Here is a 13,952-nt window from a genome sequence, read left to right on the forward strand (position 1 = left end):
GGCGGTGCAGGTTCTACACGGGTCTCTGTTCGGAGGACGGGAGGCGACGTGGCGGTCTACGCGGTGAAGCTCGAGCGCAGCGATCTCCTGCAGCTGCCGGCGCACCCGGACGCGTGCACCGAGGAAACCTTCGAGCAGTGGTGCGCCGAACGAGTGGCGAAAGGTGCCCGGCTCGCGGTCGACCTGTTCTCCGGCGGCGGTGGTCTGAGCCTGGGTTTGACCGACGCCGGGTGGACCGTCGCGGCCTCGGTCGACCACAACAAGTTCGCGTTGCAGACCCACCGGGCGAATTTTCCCGGCCTCGCGCTCGACATCGACTTGGGCGCCCCGAAGAAGCGAGCCGCGTTGATCAGGATGCTCAAGCGCGTCGACATCGACCTCATCGCCGGCGGGCCACCGTGCCAACCGTTCAGCAGGGCAGGACGCAGCAAGATCCGCAGTCTGGTGGACGCCGGTGTGCGCGACGAGTTCGACGAGCGCAAGGAGCTGTGGCGGGCGTACGTCGATGTCGTGCTCAAGGTGAAGCCTCGTGCGGTGCTGATGGAAAACGTCCCTGACATGGCCTTGGGTGACGACTTCCACGTCGTGCGACGGATCGTGAGGATGCTGGAGGACGTCGGGTACCGGACCAACCTCCGACTGGTCGACGCTCGGCAGTACGGCGTTCCCCAGCACCGCAAGCGCCTGATCCTGCTCGCCCGCCTCGACAGCGACACCTTCACCTGGCCCAGCCCTGGCAAAGAGGTGACCGTGGAGGACGCCATCGCCGACCTACCCGAGCTTGGCCTCACCACCGGTTGCCGAGACCTGCCCTACTCACCCACCGGCGAGGTGTCGGAGTTCGCCAAGGCGATGAGACGCGGCATGGGCGAGCAGAGGGTGTGGGATCACATGACCCGACCGGTTCGCGACGACGACCGTAAGATCTTCGCCTCGATGACGTCCAAGACGCTATACGCGCACATCGACCCGAGCCTGCGCAGGTACACGGCGGAGACGTTCGACGACAAGTACAAGCGGTTGGCCTGGCAGGAGCTGAGCCGCTCCATCACCGCGCACATCGCGAAGGACGGCTACTGGTACATCCACCCGTCCGAGAACCGCACACTCACCGTTCGCGAGGCCGCCCGTATCCAGACGTTCCCGGACGACTTCCGCTTCGCGGGCAGCCGCAGCCACGCGTTCCAGCAGATCGGCAACGCCGTACCGCCGATGCTGGGCAAGGCCGCAGCCACCGCCCTGGTCCCGGTACCGGTCACCGACAAAACCCGGCAGAACCGGTGGCGCGTTCTCGCAAATCACCTGGCCGCTTGGGCCGAGGAGCGACGTGCCGGAAACTATTGGTGCGTGCTTCCCGGAGACCAGCTGACCCCGCCCGTCGCCGCCGTCGCGGCGATGCTGGACCCGTCACCCACCGAACTGGCCGCGTACGCTTCCGGCCTCCGCGAGGTGGCCGCGAGGGGGCGGGTCACCAAGCGAGCGGTGGACCTCATCGAGCGAGCAGTAGTCACGCGCGGAGCTGCTGCAGCGGTCAGGCGTATGCGGCAGTTGCAGAGCGACAGGAAGGTCTGGCTGCACCCCCAAGACATTCCGGAAGCCTTGGGCCTCCCGCCTGGGAAGACTGCACTCCTGAGGCTGCTGGCAGGCGACGACGTCCTGTTGACCAGCCAGCCGGTCATCCGCGTGTCGTCACGCGTGCTCAACACCAGCTCGGAGCGGGCGAACAGCCTCACCGACGGCAGAGTCGACCTCTCCCGCTTGGTAGGAGGTGACTCCAAAGCGCCGCTGCGAATGGCCGCGTTGCGTCTGGTCGGCCAGCTCCACTGCCACAAGCAAGCACCGATGTGCGCGGGGTGTCCATTGGCCCGCCAGTGCGCGACCGCCCGTGACAACGAGTCCTCCAACAGGCTGTTCTGACCCAGAAGTGCAGATAATGCTGACGGCCCGGTCGAGTCCTCACCGCCCGGACCGGGTCGTCAGCAAAAGGAGAAAGAGTTCTCACCTCCGGCACGATCTGTGTCGGTGCCGAGGCGGCAACACATCCAACGAAACGTCCAGGTGTTGAGTTGATTGATCGGCGGAGTACCTGTTTCACGCCCTCGTCGCTAGGGTCGGGGCCATGGACCACACAGCGGCCCCACCAGTGCCGCTCGACGCTGCAACGTCCGCGCGGCTGAGCCGCCAACCGCGCTCAGCCACCAAACCCGAGGTCACGTTACGCCGCGAACTGCACCGCCGCGGCCTCCGGTTCCGGGTAAACCACCCAAGGTTGCCAGGTCGGCCGGACATCGCATTCACCCGAGCGAAGGTCGCCGTCTTCGTCGACGGCTGCTTCTGGCACTGCTGCCCGGATCACGGCACGCTGCCGCGCAACAACCGCGACTGGTGGCGCGTCAAGCTCGGCCAAAACGTCGCCCGCGATCGAGTCAAGGATGCCGCGCTCGTGGAGCTGGGGTGGACCGTCCTGCACGTGTGGGAACACGAGGCGGCCAGCGCAGCTGCCGATCGGGTCGAGGCCGAATGGCTCCGTCGTCTTCCCATGATCAGCGACTGACCAGCGCACGTCGGTCGCCATCGGCCCCGAAAAGCCCCCACCCCGAAGACCATTTCGACGAGCTGTGCTCTGGCTACCAGTGGGTCCGCTTGAAGAACGGTCCGAGATCGATCGACCCGCACGTCTCCATGGACTGCCCGAGCTTGAACGAACGTGCCTCGTATTTTGCCGGTCGTCACCTTGTGCCCATAAGCGCGTGCCTGTCTCCCATTGCGATGTTCGCCCCCTCGCTCGCGTGAGGTGAACACGATGCCGCAGGCTTGCGGTCCATCCTCTGGATGGTCGTGACGCAACAGGAAAACCCGCGCGCCGCGATCGAGCACGGCCTCGCCGCCGAGGACCCGGAACGGGCCAGCGGCTCACTGCCGGCTTGGCCTGGTTGTGGCACCTCAACGGCCGCAGTCACGAGGGCATCAAACTGCTGCGACGGGCCGTCGACCGCGGTCCGGCAGGCACGAAGTTCGCACGCCCGGCTGCTGACCGGGCTCGCCCTCGTCGCCGACACGATGGGGCTCGACTACGACGCCGCCTAGCCTAGGCGGCGCTGGAAATCGTCTCGTACGACGGCTTGGCCACATGTTGCGCGCGCTCGGCGAACTGGTTCGCGACGTCGACACCGCGATGAAGCTCGCCGAGCGGGCGTGGACGAGCGACGACAGGTTCGTCCACGACGGCGTGAACGCATTGCTGGCATCATCGCCCACCTCGCGACGACCACGCTGCCGCTGCCCGAGGGCGTGCGCGTCGCCCGGCCGCTGGAGGACCACCACCGGATCGGTTCCACAACTAGCGTCCTCGCGATGGTCGAGGGGACGGCCGGGAACCTCGACGAGGCCCGGGCGGCGCTCGATCCGATGGTCTGGCTGGCCTACGGCGCCGAGTCGGCGCCGTTCGTGCCGGGGCTCGCGGGCGATCGGGTGTCTCCCGTGGCCAGGCTCGCCGGCCGAGGGGATCGGCCGGTTCCGACTGGAGAGAACCCCGGCGGCGCTGGTCGGGCTCGCCGAAGCCCTATGGCTGACCGGCGAGGTCGAAGAGGCGGTGACAGTGCGCGAGCGCCCCCTCGCCGCCGTCCGGCAGGCGGGCATGCCGAAGGTGATCGCCGACGCGCTGGAACAGTCCACGTTCCTGGTTGATTCCGAGGATCTGCATCACGAGGGCTGGCGATCCGCGCCGAACACGGGCTGGGCTGTGTTGCGCGCGCAGCCTGGACGCGCTTTTCGGCGAGCCCTCGAGCAGGCGCGCGAGTGCGCGAAGCGGGACGTGCGCCTACCGCGCGGCTGTGCTCGCCGCGCGGCTGCCCGGCGAGCGGCCGGGCGAGCCTGACGGCGACCGAGGAGAGCGTGGTGCGCCTTGCGCGCAGGGCTGAACAACCCCGCGAACGCGGCGCGGTTGTTCATGAGCCGCAGCACAGTCAAGACGCACCTGTCGCGCATCTACGCGAAACTCGGGCTCACGAATCGCACCGAGCTGACGGCTGCCAGCGCTGGCACTCAGATCACGTAGAGCCACCACCGCTCGTTCGCGGGGCTCTTCGGGTGGTGTACGCATTCGTAACCCCGCTCCGCGTGCTTCTTGCCGACGGCCGCGCACTTCGCCTTCGTCGGGTACTTGCCCCACGGGTCCTGGGCCGCCGCCGTGCCCGCGGTGCCGAGCAGGACGCCGAGCGAGGTCACCGCGACCGCACTCGCCACTAGAAAACGTTTCACGTTATGTCCGATTACCATGTCAGCTTTCAACCAGACCTGGTCAAGGATTGACGGCCAGGAAGAGGAAACTCGCGAACAGGACGAGGTGGACGCCGCCCTGCAAGGGGGTCGCCCGGCCGGGCACGACCGTCAGCACGCCGGTCACCACGGTGAGCGCGAGCAGCACCAGGTGGGTGCTGCCGAGGCCGAGCACGAGCGGGCCGGGCAGCCAGATCGTCGCCACCGCGATCGCCGGGATGGTGAGCCCGATGCTCGCCATCGCCGAGCCGAGCGCGAGGTTGAGGCTGGTCTGGATCCGGTCGCGCAGGGCGGCCCGCAGCGCGGCGAGGGTCTCCGGCAGCAGGACCAGCAGCGCGATCACCACCCCGACCACCGCGTGCGGCAGTCCGGCGTTGTCCACCCCCGCCTCGATCGCCGGGGAGACGACCTTCGCGTCGCCGACCACGGCCACCAGCGCGATCACCAGGAAGACCAGGCTGAACCAGGCAGCGCCGGAACTGGGCGGCTCGGCGTGCTCGTCGGCGCCCTGCTTGACCGGCAGGAAGTAGTCGCGGTGCCGGTAGGTCTGCATCGCCACGAACAGGCCGTACAGCACGAGCGACGCCACGCCCGCGAACGCCAGCTGCGCCGGGGAGAACTCCGGCCCGGGGCGGCTGGTGGTGAAGGCGGGCAGGACCAGGCTCAGCGTGGCCAGCGTCGCGACGGTGGCCAGCGCCGCGCCGGCCCCCTCGGCGTTGAACACCGCGACCCGGTGCCGCAACGCGCCGACCAACAGCGACACGCCGAGGATGCCGTTGCAGGTGATCATCACGGCGGCGAACACCGTGTCCCGCGCGAGGGTGGCGCTCTTCCCGTTGCCGTCAGCCATCAGAGTGACGATCAACGCGACTTCGATCACCGTGACGGCGACGGCCAGCACGAGTGACCCGAACGGTTCACCGATCCGGTGCGCCACGACCTCCGCGTGGTGCACCGCGGCGAGGACGGCCGCCGCCAGGCACAGCGCGACCACGATGACGAGCGGCAACGGGAGTTCCCGGCCCCAGCTCAGCAACAGCGCGACGACCGCCACGAGCGGGCCGAGGACGGTCCAGTCGGTCAGCCGGGATCGGATGCGCGCGCCCACGGGCTCACCCTGCCACAGTGATCCGGCCCCGGCCGGGCTTGCGCGCGCCGCTGGTGTGTGGTGCGCTTTCACCCCTGGGTGGTCGTTTTCGCGCGATTGAGCGAACGAGTGATGAGGAAGGTACGCCCTGTGACGACAGGTGCCCACAGCCTGGGATCCGAAAGCGGGGCGACGACGGTCGCCGAACTGCTCGCGCGCCGCGATCGCCCGGTCCGGCAGCGACAGTCCCGCGCGCCCGAACCCTCCCCGGCCGAGATGACGATGCCGACCATGGTCGCCGCCATCTCCGTCCTCGACTCGAAGTCCCCGCGCCGCCTGGAGCGGCCGCCGGTGGCGAGCACCGCCGGGATGCGCGTGTTCGGGACCGGCTCGTTCGGCTCGGCCGGAACGGTCGGCGCCACCCTGCGCGGCACCGACGGGGGTGGCCGCGCCGGACGGACGACGGCCCCCGGCCCGATGACCGGTGAGCAGACGCCGGCCGCGCTCGCGACCACCCCGGCCGCCCCACCCCCGGCGGCCCCGCCTGCTCCGCTGGCCGCGGAGGTCAAGGCGGCCCAGACGATCGTGTTCGAGGCGTGCGTCGTGGACGACGAGCCGGCCGAGCCGCTGATCGTGCCGGTCGACGAGGACGCCGACGCGCGGCCGGCGAAGGAGCGGCGGAACCGGCCGCTGATCCTGGCCACCGCGAGCGCCGGGCTGACCCTGGCCGGCGCGATGCTCGTCGGCGGCTGGATCGCCGGGCCGGGTGGCGAGCCCGAGCCGGTCAGCCTGTCCGGTGGGCACGCCGCGCCGCAGGAGCCGACCGTGGCCAACCAGGGCGAGCGCCCCGGCGCCGTCCCGCCGGAGGGCCGGTTCACCGGCATCCTGCCGGTCGCCGCGACGAAGCAGGCGGCGCCGAAGACGACCACGCCGAAGGCCGCCGCGCCGACCACGAAGAAGCCGACCCGGCAGGCGGCGCCGAAGCAGACCCAGCAGGCGCCGAAACCGCAGTTCTCCGTCCCGCAGTACCAGATCCCGCGTTTCGACCGGGACTGGAGCGAGTACGAGCGCGAGTTCGACTACGACTACGGGCACCACTACGACTACGACCGGGACCGCTACGACGACCGGCACGGCCACCGGCACCGCTGAGCTGTTGACGCCCCCACCGGCGGCGGCGGATCATCGCCGGTGATGAGCGTCTACGACGACAGGCTCTGGCTGGCGCGGTACGCGCCGGGGCAGCCCGCGGGGATCACCGTGGAGCACGACAGCGCGCTGGCGATGTTCCGCGCCGCGGTGGCCCGCGATCCCGGCGGCGACATCCTGCGGTACTTCGGCGGCCGGATCACCCTGCGCGAGCTGGACGAGCTGACCGACGCCTTCGCCGCGGGCATCACCGACGCCGGGTTCCGGCCCGGTGAGCGGGTCGCGATCTACGCGCAGAACGTGCCGCAGTTCGTGATCGCGCAGGTCGGCACGTGGAAGGCGGGCGGGATCGCGGTGCCGGTCAACCCGATGAACCGGGAACGCGAACTGGGCCAGCTGCTGGCCGACTCCGGCGCGACGGTGCTCGTGACGCTGCAGTCGCTGTGGCAGGAGGTGGCGGCGGAGGTCGTGCCCGGGACCGCGGTGCGGACAGTGCTGACGACGTCCGAACTGGAGTACCGGGCGGAGCCCGCCTCGCCGGTGGAGTGCCCGGGGACCGTGGACCTGGCGGACATGCTCGCGCGGTTTCGCGGGGTGGTGCCGCCGGAGGTGACGCTCGGGCCGGACGACATCGCGTTCCTGACCTACACGTCGGGCACGACGGGCCCGCCGAAGGGCGCGATGACGACACACCGGAACGTCGTCTTCAACGCCCAGACGTACCGGGACTGGGTGGGGTTGAGCGGCGACGACGTGATCCTCGGCGTGGCGCCGCTGTTCCACATCACCGGGCTGATCGGGCACATCGCGGTGGCGCTGCTGGTGGGCGCGCCGCTGGTGCTGATGGGCCGGTTCGATGCGGCGCGGACGATCGAGACGGTGCGTGCGGAGCGCGCGACGTTCACCGTCGGGTCGATCACGGTGTTCATCGCGTTGATGAACGCAGCCGGCGCCGACCGGGAGGCGCTGGCTTCGCTGACGAAGATCTATTCCGGCGGAGCGCCGATCCCGCCGAGCACGGTGAAGGCTTTTCAAGCGGCGTTCGGGGCCTATATCCACAATTGCTACGGCCTGACCGAGACGACATCGCCGTCGCACGCGGTCCCGTTCGGCGCGGAGGCACCGGTGGACCCGGCTTCGGGCGCGCTGTCGGTCGGGGTGCCGGTGTACGACACGGTGGTGCGCGTCGTCGACGAGGAGGGCCGCGAGGTACCGGTCGGCGAGGTGGGCGAACTGGTGACGTCCGGTCCGCAGGTGGTGGCCGGGTACTGGGAAAAGCCGGCGGAAACGGAGAAAGCGCTTCCCGGCGGGCAGTTGCACACGGGCGATGTGGGTTACATGGACGCCCAGGGCTGGTTCTACGTGGTGGACCGGAAGAAGGACCAGATCAACGCGGGCGGGTACAAGGTGTGGCCCCGCGAAGTCGAGGACGTGCTGTACGAACACGAAGCCGTCCGGGAAGCTGCGGTGGTCGGTGTCCCGGACGAGTACCGCGGGGAGACGGTGAAGGCGTTCGTCAGCCTGCGGCCGGGGTTTTCGGTCACGGCGGAGGAATTGATCGCTTTTTGCCGCGAGCGCATGGCGGCGTACAAATACCCGCGCCAGGTGGAATTCCGGGAGGAGCTACCGAAGACGGCGACGGGCAAGCTACTGCGCCGAGCGCTGCGCGGAGATTGATCTTTTCTGGCCTTCGGCCAAAGCGCCTCACGGCGCCGGAAGGTCGCCTTGGGTGCCGACCTCCCCCGCCCCCGATTCCGGATTCTGTGTACCTTGACACGCCTGGTCGGCGACCAAAGATCGGCTGTGGATCGGGGGCGGGGGAGGTCTGGGGCGTGGTCGGTCCGCTTGCGTTGCCGGCCGCCGGTTTGCCGGGCTGCCGCGCGGTCAGGCTGATTACCGGCCCGCTTGCGTTGCCGACCGCCGGTTGTGCTCCCGCCGCCCGGCCCTACTCCCGCTCGTCGGCGTTTGCTCGGCGCGCTGCTTCTCGCATCTCGAACAAATCCGTCAGCCAGTCGCCCGTCTCCCGGGCTATGTCCCGCACCGCGCCGGTGATGATCGTCGCTATGTTGCCGATGTGCGTGGCCGCGGATTCGGTGAGCACCTGGACCGTGTCCTTGCCGCTTTCGATCGGGTCGACCATCACACGTCCTTACGCCGCCGCGGAAACCCTGTCGGACGTCAGCTTATCCGGCGTCGGCTCCTCCCGCCGGGGGCGTGGCGGCAGCGCGAACTTCACGATCTTCTTCGCCACCGACCACAGCTGCTTGTGCAGCGGCCCGGTGTTGTAGGGCAGCCCGTACTTCTCACACACCGCCCGCACCTCCGCGGCGATCTCCGGGTACCGCCGCGCCGGGATGTCCGGGAACAGGTGGTGCTCGATCTGGTGCGACAGGTTCCCGCTCAGGATGTGGAACAGCGGGCCGCCCGTGATGTTCGCCGAGCCGAGGATCTGCCGAAGGTACCACTGGCCGCGCGTCTCGTTCTCGGTCTCCTCCTCGGTGAAGCTCTCCACGTCCGACGGGAAGTGGCCGCAGAAGATGATCGCGAACGCCCACAGGTTGCGGGTCAGGTTCGCCGTCGCGTTGCCGAGGAACGTCAGCGGCGCGAGCGGGCCGGTGAGCAGCGGGAACAGCACGTAGTCCTTGCCGACCTGCTTCACCGCCTTCTGCGCCATCCGCGCCCGCATCTCCTTGAGCTCGGGGTCCGACCACTTCCGCTCACCGCGCACGATCCGGTCGAACTCCAGGTCGTGCAGCATCACGCCCCACTGGAAGATGAACGCCAGCACCGTCGCGTACACCGGGTTGCCCAGGTAGTACGGGTGCCACTTCTGCGCCGGGTCGATGCGCAGGATGCCGTACCCGATGTCGCGGTCCTTGTCGAGCACGTTGGTGAACGTGTGGTGGATGTAGTTGTGCGAGTGCCGCCAGTTCTCGGCTGGCGCCATCGTGTCCCACTCGAACTTCTGCGAGCTCAGCTCGGGGATGCGCGTCCAGTCGTACTGGCCGTGCATCACGTTGTGGCCGATCTCCATGTTGTCCAGGATCTTCGCCAGCGACAGCGCGCCCACCCCGGCGAGCCAGGCCGGCGGGAAGAACCCGCCGAACAGCAGCGCCCGCCCGGCGACCTCCAGCCCGCGCTGGGTCCGGATGATCTTCATGATGTAGTCGACGTCGTCCTGGCCGAGGTCGGCGACGATCCGCTGCCGGATCGCGTCCATCTCGCGGCCGAACTCCTCGATCTGCTCCGGCGTGAGCCGGTCCTGCAAGCCGGTCATGGGAAGCTCCTCTACGCGTTGATCTCCACGTCCCCGGCGGGGACGGAGATGCACAGCTGGATCTCTTCGTTGTCTTCGCCGGACACCTCGCCCGACTTCGCGTTGCGCACCCGGCCGCGGGCCTTGACCTTCGTGCAGGAGAAGCAGATGCCCATGCGGCACCCGTGCTCCGGGCTGAGCCCGGCCTCCTCGGCCTGTTCCAGCAGCGGGCGGCCCGAGTTGGGGACCTCGACACCGCTGTGCGCGAACCGCACCGTCCCCTCGGCCGCCGACTCGTCGATCACCAGCTCCGGCGGCGTGAACTCTTCGGTGATCAGTTGTTCACCCAATTGTTCGCTGTCGTACACGGCGCGCACCGAGTCCATCAGCGGCGCCGGGCCGCACAGGTACGTCAGCGCGCCGGCGTACCAGGGCGCGGCCTCGACCAGGTGGTCCCGCGAGAAGAACCCGCTCAGCTCGCCGCCCTCGGCGTGCGTGCAGGCCAGCACGACCCGCACGTTCGGCGCCTGCCGCGCCAGTTCACCGGCGTAGAGCACGTCGCCGGGGGTGTTCGCGTAGTGCAGGAACACCACCTCGCCGGTGTGCCCCTCGTCGGCGAGGGTGCGCAGCATCGACATCAGCGGGGTGATCCCGCTGCCGCCGCTGATCAGCAGCAGCTTCTCCGGCCGCGGCTCGGGCAGGGTGAACGCGCCCTCGGCCTGGGACAGGCCCAGCACCCAGCCCGGCCGGGCCCGGTTGAGGTGCCGCGACACCAGGCCCTGCGCCTTGATCGTCAGCTCCAGCCGCCCGTCGCGGTGCTGCGAGCCGGCCGGTGAGTAGCAGCGGGTGCGCCGCACCCCGTCGATGTCCACCGAAACCCGCACGTACTGGCCGGCCCGGAAGCCGCGCCAGGCCGCGCTGGGCTTCAGGGTCAGCGTGACGGTGTCCGCGGTCTGGTGCTCGACCGCCGTGACCTCGCCGCGGATCTCGCGGCGCACCAGCATCGGGTCGATGAGCTCCAGGTAGCGGTCGATGCCGTGCGGGGTGAGCAGCGCCTCGGCGATCGCGGCGAGCCGCATGATTCCTCCCCGGGATCATTTTCGGAGAACACTTGTACACTCAATGGTGGCGTACCCGCCGGGGGCGCTGTCAACCGAGGGAGGTGCGGGCGTGACGCAGGTCGCACCCGGAGCCGGACGTAAGATCGGCGATGTGTCGGCCGAGTCCGTCAAGCCCGTGAGCCGGCAGGAACGCAAGCAGCGCACCCGCCAGGCGTTGCTGGACGCGGCGCTCGCCCAGCTCGCGGACCGCCCGTTCGCCGTGCTGAGCCTGCGCGAGGTGACCAAGCAGGCCGACATCGTGCCGACCGCCTTCTACCGGCACTTCACCTCGATGGACGAGCTGGGCCTGGTGCTGCTCGGCGAGTCGATGGACGTCCTGCACCGGATGCTCGACGCGGCGCGCGACACCGGCACCGACTTCGACCGGGTCGTCCACACCGTCGTGCGGACGCTGTACGAGTACACGCGTGCGCACGAGGCCCACATCCGCTTCCTGACCCGCGAGCGGCACGGCGGCGGGGGCGCGGTGCCGCAGGCCGCGCGCACCGAGCTGCGCATGTTCGCCGGCGACCTGGCCGTCGACCTCGCCCGGTTCGACTGCCTGCGTCGCTGGCGCACCGACGACCTGCGGATGCTCGCCGACATGATCGTCACCACGCTGTTGTCCACCGCGATGGAACTCATCGAAACCGTGCCGCGCACCGCGGAATCCGACGAACGCATTCTCGCCACCGCGGAGAACCGGCTGAAGCTGATCGCCCGCGGCGCCGCGCACTGGACGTGACCCTCATTCGAGGGACACCGGCGGTTTGCGCACTCCGACGGCGCTTGCGAACGTCGAATTCATGCGAACGATCGCCGCACTGACCGCAGCCGCGTTCCTGCTGACCACGACGCCCGCCGCCGCCGAGCCGGCGTTTCTCACGTCCTACTACGGAAACGGGTGGAGCCTGCAGGTCGCGGGCACCGTGACGAAGGACGGCGACCAGGCGTACTCGATCGAGCTGAGCGTGTCCGGCGCGTGCCCCGCGGCGCACCTGCTGAGCACGCCGAAAATGGGTGTGCGATACCGATCGCCGCGCGAGGACTGGCACACGGAAATGTTCCCGTGCGGCACGACTCCGCAACCCATCAAGGGATCCGGCTACCTCTTCCCCGGCGACAGCGTGTCGATCCAAGCCGTCGGCGAAGCCGGTTTCCCGCCCTCGCCCGGCTACGGTTTCGAGGTCCGGGTGCAGCCACGCGAACCTGAGACGGCTCCCACCCCGAGCTTGTGATCATCGAACACCTGTTCTAGCGTCGTGCACGGAGGGTGAGGAGTGCACGATGAACCGGCAGGACGAGGAAGACCGCCTGGAGCGGAAACGGATCGCCGAGCTGGCGGACCAGTGGCGCTCGCTCGCGGGTGCGCTGCCGTTCTGGACGGAGGCGCGCGAAGGCGAGGAAATCGTGCTGCGCAACCAGTTCGGCGACGAGCTGCTGGTGACCCTGCACGGCCGCTGGGCTCAGCATTTCGCGCAGTACCTGGGCTCGCTGCAGAAGACGGCGGGCTGCGCACTGGCCGAGTTGCTGTGGACCATCGGCGGTCACGGCGACTCGGTGCAGATCCGCCGACAGGCCCGCGAACTCCTGCGCGCCATGCTACTCGAGGAACCCCGGCCACCCGGCCGGCAACGGTGACGGTGCGTGACCGTCCACTCGCGACGATTCAGCGGCCGGGCAGGAAGCGCAGCGTCCGCTCGGTGACCTCGTCCGCCGGCATGGCGTGGGTGGCGTCCGGCCACAGCTCGGCCTCGCCGTGCCGGAGGAGTTCTCGGGCCCGGGCCACCGCGCGGCGCGGGTCGTGCACCACGCTGCGACCGCCGATGAGCGCCAGGACCGGCGCACCGATCCCGCGCAACTGCTCGCCGGGGAACGGGACGGGCCGGGGCAGCGCGATCCGGAAGTGCTGGAAACCGGCGCTGACCAGGCGCCCTTCGACGGCGTCCGCCGGGTCCGCGCCGGTGACCCAGGCCAGGAACCGCGGGCGGGCCCAGCTGGACACGTAGGGCAGGCCGACCGGGATGGCCCGCAGCACCAGTGCGGGCGGCAGCGGCGCGAACGTGGCGACCGGATCGACGAGCGTCGCCGACGCGACCCGCGCGGGCCGCCGGATCGCGAGGTTGGCGGCCAGCCAGCCACCGAAGGAGACGCCGAGCAGGTGCGCCTCGCCGAGGCCGAGCCCGGCCAGGGTCTCGTCGAGCCAGCGCGCCTGGTCCCCGGCGTCGCGGATGGGCGCGGTCTGCTCGCTGCGGCCCGGTTCGCCGAGCAGGTCGACGGTGTGGACGCGGTGCCGGCGGGCCAGCCGCGGGATGCTCGTGCGGAACATGACGCTCGTGCCGCAGCGCCCGGGCAGCAGGACGAGTGGGTCGCCGTCGGCGCCGAAGCGGTAGACGCGGACCGTGCCGAAGGCGGTCGGCACGTCGTGCCGCGCGGCCGGCTCGGGCAGGGCGCGCAGGCCTTCGTCGTAGACGGCGTCGTAGCGCGCCCGGCTGCCCGGCGACCGGAACCCGCCGATCCGTCTCATTCCCGCCTCGTCATCGTGAAGTTCCGCACCTGTAACGGAAGCCGTCGGTGACGCCGCGCTGACACCGCGTCCCGGCCGCGAGGAAACGGCCATGTCGATCGTCGCCGCCCCGGTCCACAAGGTCGAATCCGGGGGTTACCGTGGGAGGCATGTTCGGTTTGGCCGCGGTCTGGGCGGAACGGTCGTCCCGCCGGACGCTGAATCATCTGCACAGCCAGCTGGGTGCCGCGGGGCTCGTCGCCGCCGTGGCCACCGCGCCCGGCCTGGCCGCGGTGGTGGACCAGCACGCGGCCGCGGTGCGCGACATCCTGGCCGCGGGCGTCGAGGGTTCCGCGGCCGTCGCGGGTGTCGTGCTGCTCGCCGGCTACGCGCGCGGCCTGCTCGACCACGCCCGCGAAGCCGGGTGGCGGCTGAGCGTGCCGCACGGCCCCGAGTCCGGGCCGATGGACTGGCTCACCTTCCGCCTGCTCGCCGTCTGCGCGCTGGCGACCTCGATGGACGACCCCCGGTACCGGCAGGGTTTCGAGCTGGAACTGCGCTAGACGCACGAGAACG

The 13,952-nt window shown here is 70.1% G+C and carries 18 protein-coding genes; 10 read left to right on the plus strand and 8 right to left on the minus strand.

Features of this window, described 5'->3' with window-relative positions:
• Positions 1-48: 48 nt before the first annotated feature.
• The 3 genes from L1857_RS33230 (at position 49) to L1857_RS33240 (ending at position 3,087) form a co-directional block, all read left to right on the plus strand.
• Positions 49-1,917, plus strand: a complete 1,869-nt coding sequence (locus tag L1857_RS33230; protein WP_205413159.1) for a DNA cytosine methyltransferase — start codon at positions 49-51, stop codon at positions 1,915-1,917.
• A 202-nt stretch (positions 1,918-2,119) separates the two neighbouring features.
• A complete protein-coding gene (locus L1857_RS33235) occupies positions 2,120-2,554 on the plus strand; it encodes a very short patch repair endonuclease (RefSeq protein WP_116109381.1) in 435 nt (144 codons plus the stop codon).
• Positions 2,555-2,838: 284 nt separating this feature from the next.
• On the plus strand, positions 2,839-3,087 hold the full coding sequence (locus L1857_RS33240; RefSeq protein WP_162830955.1) for a hypothetical protein: 249 nt from the start codon (positions 2,839-2,841) through the stop codon (positions 3,085-3,087).
• Between the two features lies 1 nt (position 3,088).
• Here L1857_RS33240 and L1857_RS35525 read toward each other — a convergent pair whose 3' ends face one another.
• Both L1857_RS35525 and L1857_RS33245 read right to left on the minus strand, forming a co-directional pair.
• Positions 3,089-3,223, minus strand: a complete 135-nt coding sequence (locus L1857_RS35525; protein ID WP_275895878.1) for a hypothetical protein — start codon at positions 3,221-3,223, stop codon at positions 3,089-3,091.
• Positions 3,224-3,562: 339 nt separating this feature from the next.
• Complete coding sequence (locus L1857_RS33245; RefSeq protein WP_162830954.1) at positions 3,563-3,706, minus strand: hypothetical protein; 144 nt, start codon at positions 3,704-3,706, stop codon at positions 3,563-3,565.
• 198 nt (positions 3,707-3,904) lie between these two features.
• Here L1857_RS33245 and L1857_RS35865 point away from each other — a divergent pair, with 198 nt between their 5' ends.
• Positions 3,905-4,057: a response regulator transcription factor gene (locus tag L1857_RS35865; protein ID WP_116109375.1), complete on the plus strand. Its 153-nt coding sequence runs from the start codon at positions 3,905-3,907 to the stop codon at positions 4,055-4,057.
• On the opposite strand, the gene L1857_RS33255 is transcribed toward L1857_RS35865, so the two are convergent.
• Positions 4,045-4,245 carry a hypothetical protein gene (locus tag L1857_RS33255; RefSeq protein WP_094004480.1) on the minus strand — a complete coding sequence of 67 codons (201 nt, stop codon included), beginning with the start codon at positions 4,243-4,245 and terminating at the stop codon, positions 4,045-4,047. The two genes, L1857_RS35865 and L1857_RS33255, sit on opposite strands and share 13 nt — an antisense overlap.
• Positions 4,246-4,300: 55 nt before the next feature.
• Positions 4,301-5,386: a calcium:cation antiporter gene (locus tag L1857_RS33260; RefSeq protein WP_094004479.1), complete on the minus strand. Its 1,086-nt coding sequence runs from the start codon at positions 5,384-5,386 to the stop codon at positions 4,301-4,303.
• 129 nt (positions 5,387-5,515) lie between these two features.
• On the opposite strand from L1857_RS33260, the gene L1857_RS33265 reads away from it, so the two are divergent.
• Positions 5,516-6,517, plus strand: coding sequence for a hypothetical protein (locus L1857_RS33265; RefSeq protein ID WP_249467250.1), 1,002 nt, complete (start codon positions 5,516-5,518; stop codon positions 6,515-6,517).
• A 42-nt stretch (positions 6,518-6,559) separates the two neighbouring features.
• Positions 6,560-8,191: a class I adenylate-forming enzyme family protein gene (locus tag L1857_RS33270; protein ID WP_116111537.1), complete on the plus strand. Its 1,632-nt coding sequence runs from the start codon at positions 6,560-6,562 to the stop codon at positions 8,189-8,191.
• 268 nt (positions 8,192-8,459) lie between these two features.
• Here the strand turns inward: L1857_RS33270 and L1857_RS33275 are convergent, their stop codons facing one another.
• Genes L1857_RS33275 through L1857_RS33285 form a run of 3 tightly spaced genes read right to left on the minus strand, consistent with a single transcriptional unit; the run spans position 8,460 to position 10,849 of the window.
• The gene (locus L1857_RS33275) at positions 8,460-8,654 is read right to left on the minus strand and encodes a hypothetical protein (RefSeq protein WP_094004476.1); all 195 of its coding nucleotides are present in this window, start codon (positions 8,652-8,654) and stop codon (positions 8,460-8,462) included.
• 9 nt (positions 8,655-8,663) lie between these two features.
• A complete protein-coding gene (locus L1857_RS33280) occupies positions 8,664-9,791 on the minus strand; it encodes a fatty acid desaturase family protein (protein WP_094004475.1) in 1,128 nt (375 codons plus the stop codon).
• Between the two features lie 11 nt (positions 9,792-9,802).
• Complete coding sequence (locus L1857_RS33285) at positions 9,803-10,849, minus strand: ferredoxin reductase (RefSeq protein ID WP_094004474.1); 1,047 nt, start codon at positions 10,847-10,849, stop codon at positions 9,803-9,805.
• A gap of 91 nt (positions 10,850-10,940) precedes the next feature.
• On the opposite strand from L1857_RS33285, the gene L1857_RS33290 reads away from it, so the two are divergent.
• The 3 genes from L1857_RS33290 to L1857_RS33300 are packed head-to-tail and all read left to right on the plus strand — an operon-like array spanning position 10,941 to position 12,511.
• A complete protein-coding gene (locus tag L1857_RS33290) occupies positions 10,941-11,615 on the plus strand; it encodes a TetR family transcriptional regulator (protein WP_116111538.1) in 675 nt (224 codons plus the stop codon).
• A gap of 25 nt (positions 11,616-11,640) precedes the next feature.
• Positions 11,641-12,108, plus strand: a complete 468-nt coding sequence (locus tag L1857_RS33295; RefSeq protein WP_116111539.1) for a hypothetical protein — start codon at positions 11,641-11,643, stop codon at positions 12,106-12,108.
• A gap of 49 nt (positions 12,109-12,157) precedes the next feature.
• Positions 12,158-12,511 carry a hypothetical protein gene (locus tag L1857_RS33300; protein WP_094004471.1) on the plus strand — a complete coding sequence of 118 codons (354 nt, stop codon included), beginning with the start codon at positions 12,158-12,160 and terminating at the stop codon, positions 12,509-12,511.
• Between the two features lie 28 nt (positions 12,512-12,539).
• On the opposite strand, the gene L1857_RS33305 is transcribed toward L1857_RS33300, so the two are convergent.
• On the minus strand, positions 12,540-13,397 hold the full coding sequence (locus L1857_RS33305) for an alpha/beta fold hydrolase (RefSeq protein WP_116111540.1): 858 nt from the start codon (positions 13,395-13,397) through the stop codon (positions 12,540-12,542).
• Between the two features lie 149 nt (positions 13,398-13,546).
• On the opposite strand from L1857_RS33305, the gene L1857_RS33310 reads away from it, so the two are divergent.
• Entirely contained in the window at positions 13,547-13,939 is a 393-nt protein-coding gene (locus L1857_RS33310; RefSeq protein WP_205413307.1) for a DUF6401 family natural product biosynthesis protein, read from the plus strand.
• Positions 13,940-13,952: the final 13 nt, after the last annotated feature.

Source organism: Amycolatopsis thermalba (genome assembly GCF_023376025.1).
GTDB classification, from domain to species: domain Bacteria; phylum Actinomycetota; class Actinomycetes; order Mycobacteriales; family Pseudonocardiaceae; genus Amycolatopsis_E; species Amycolatopsis_E thermalba.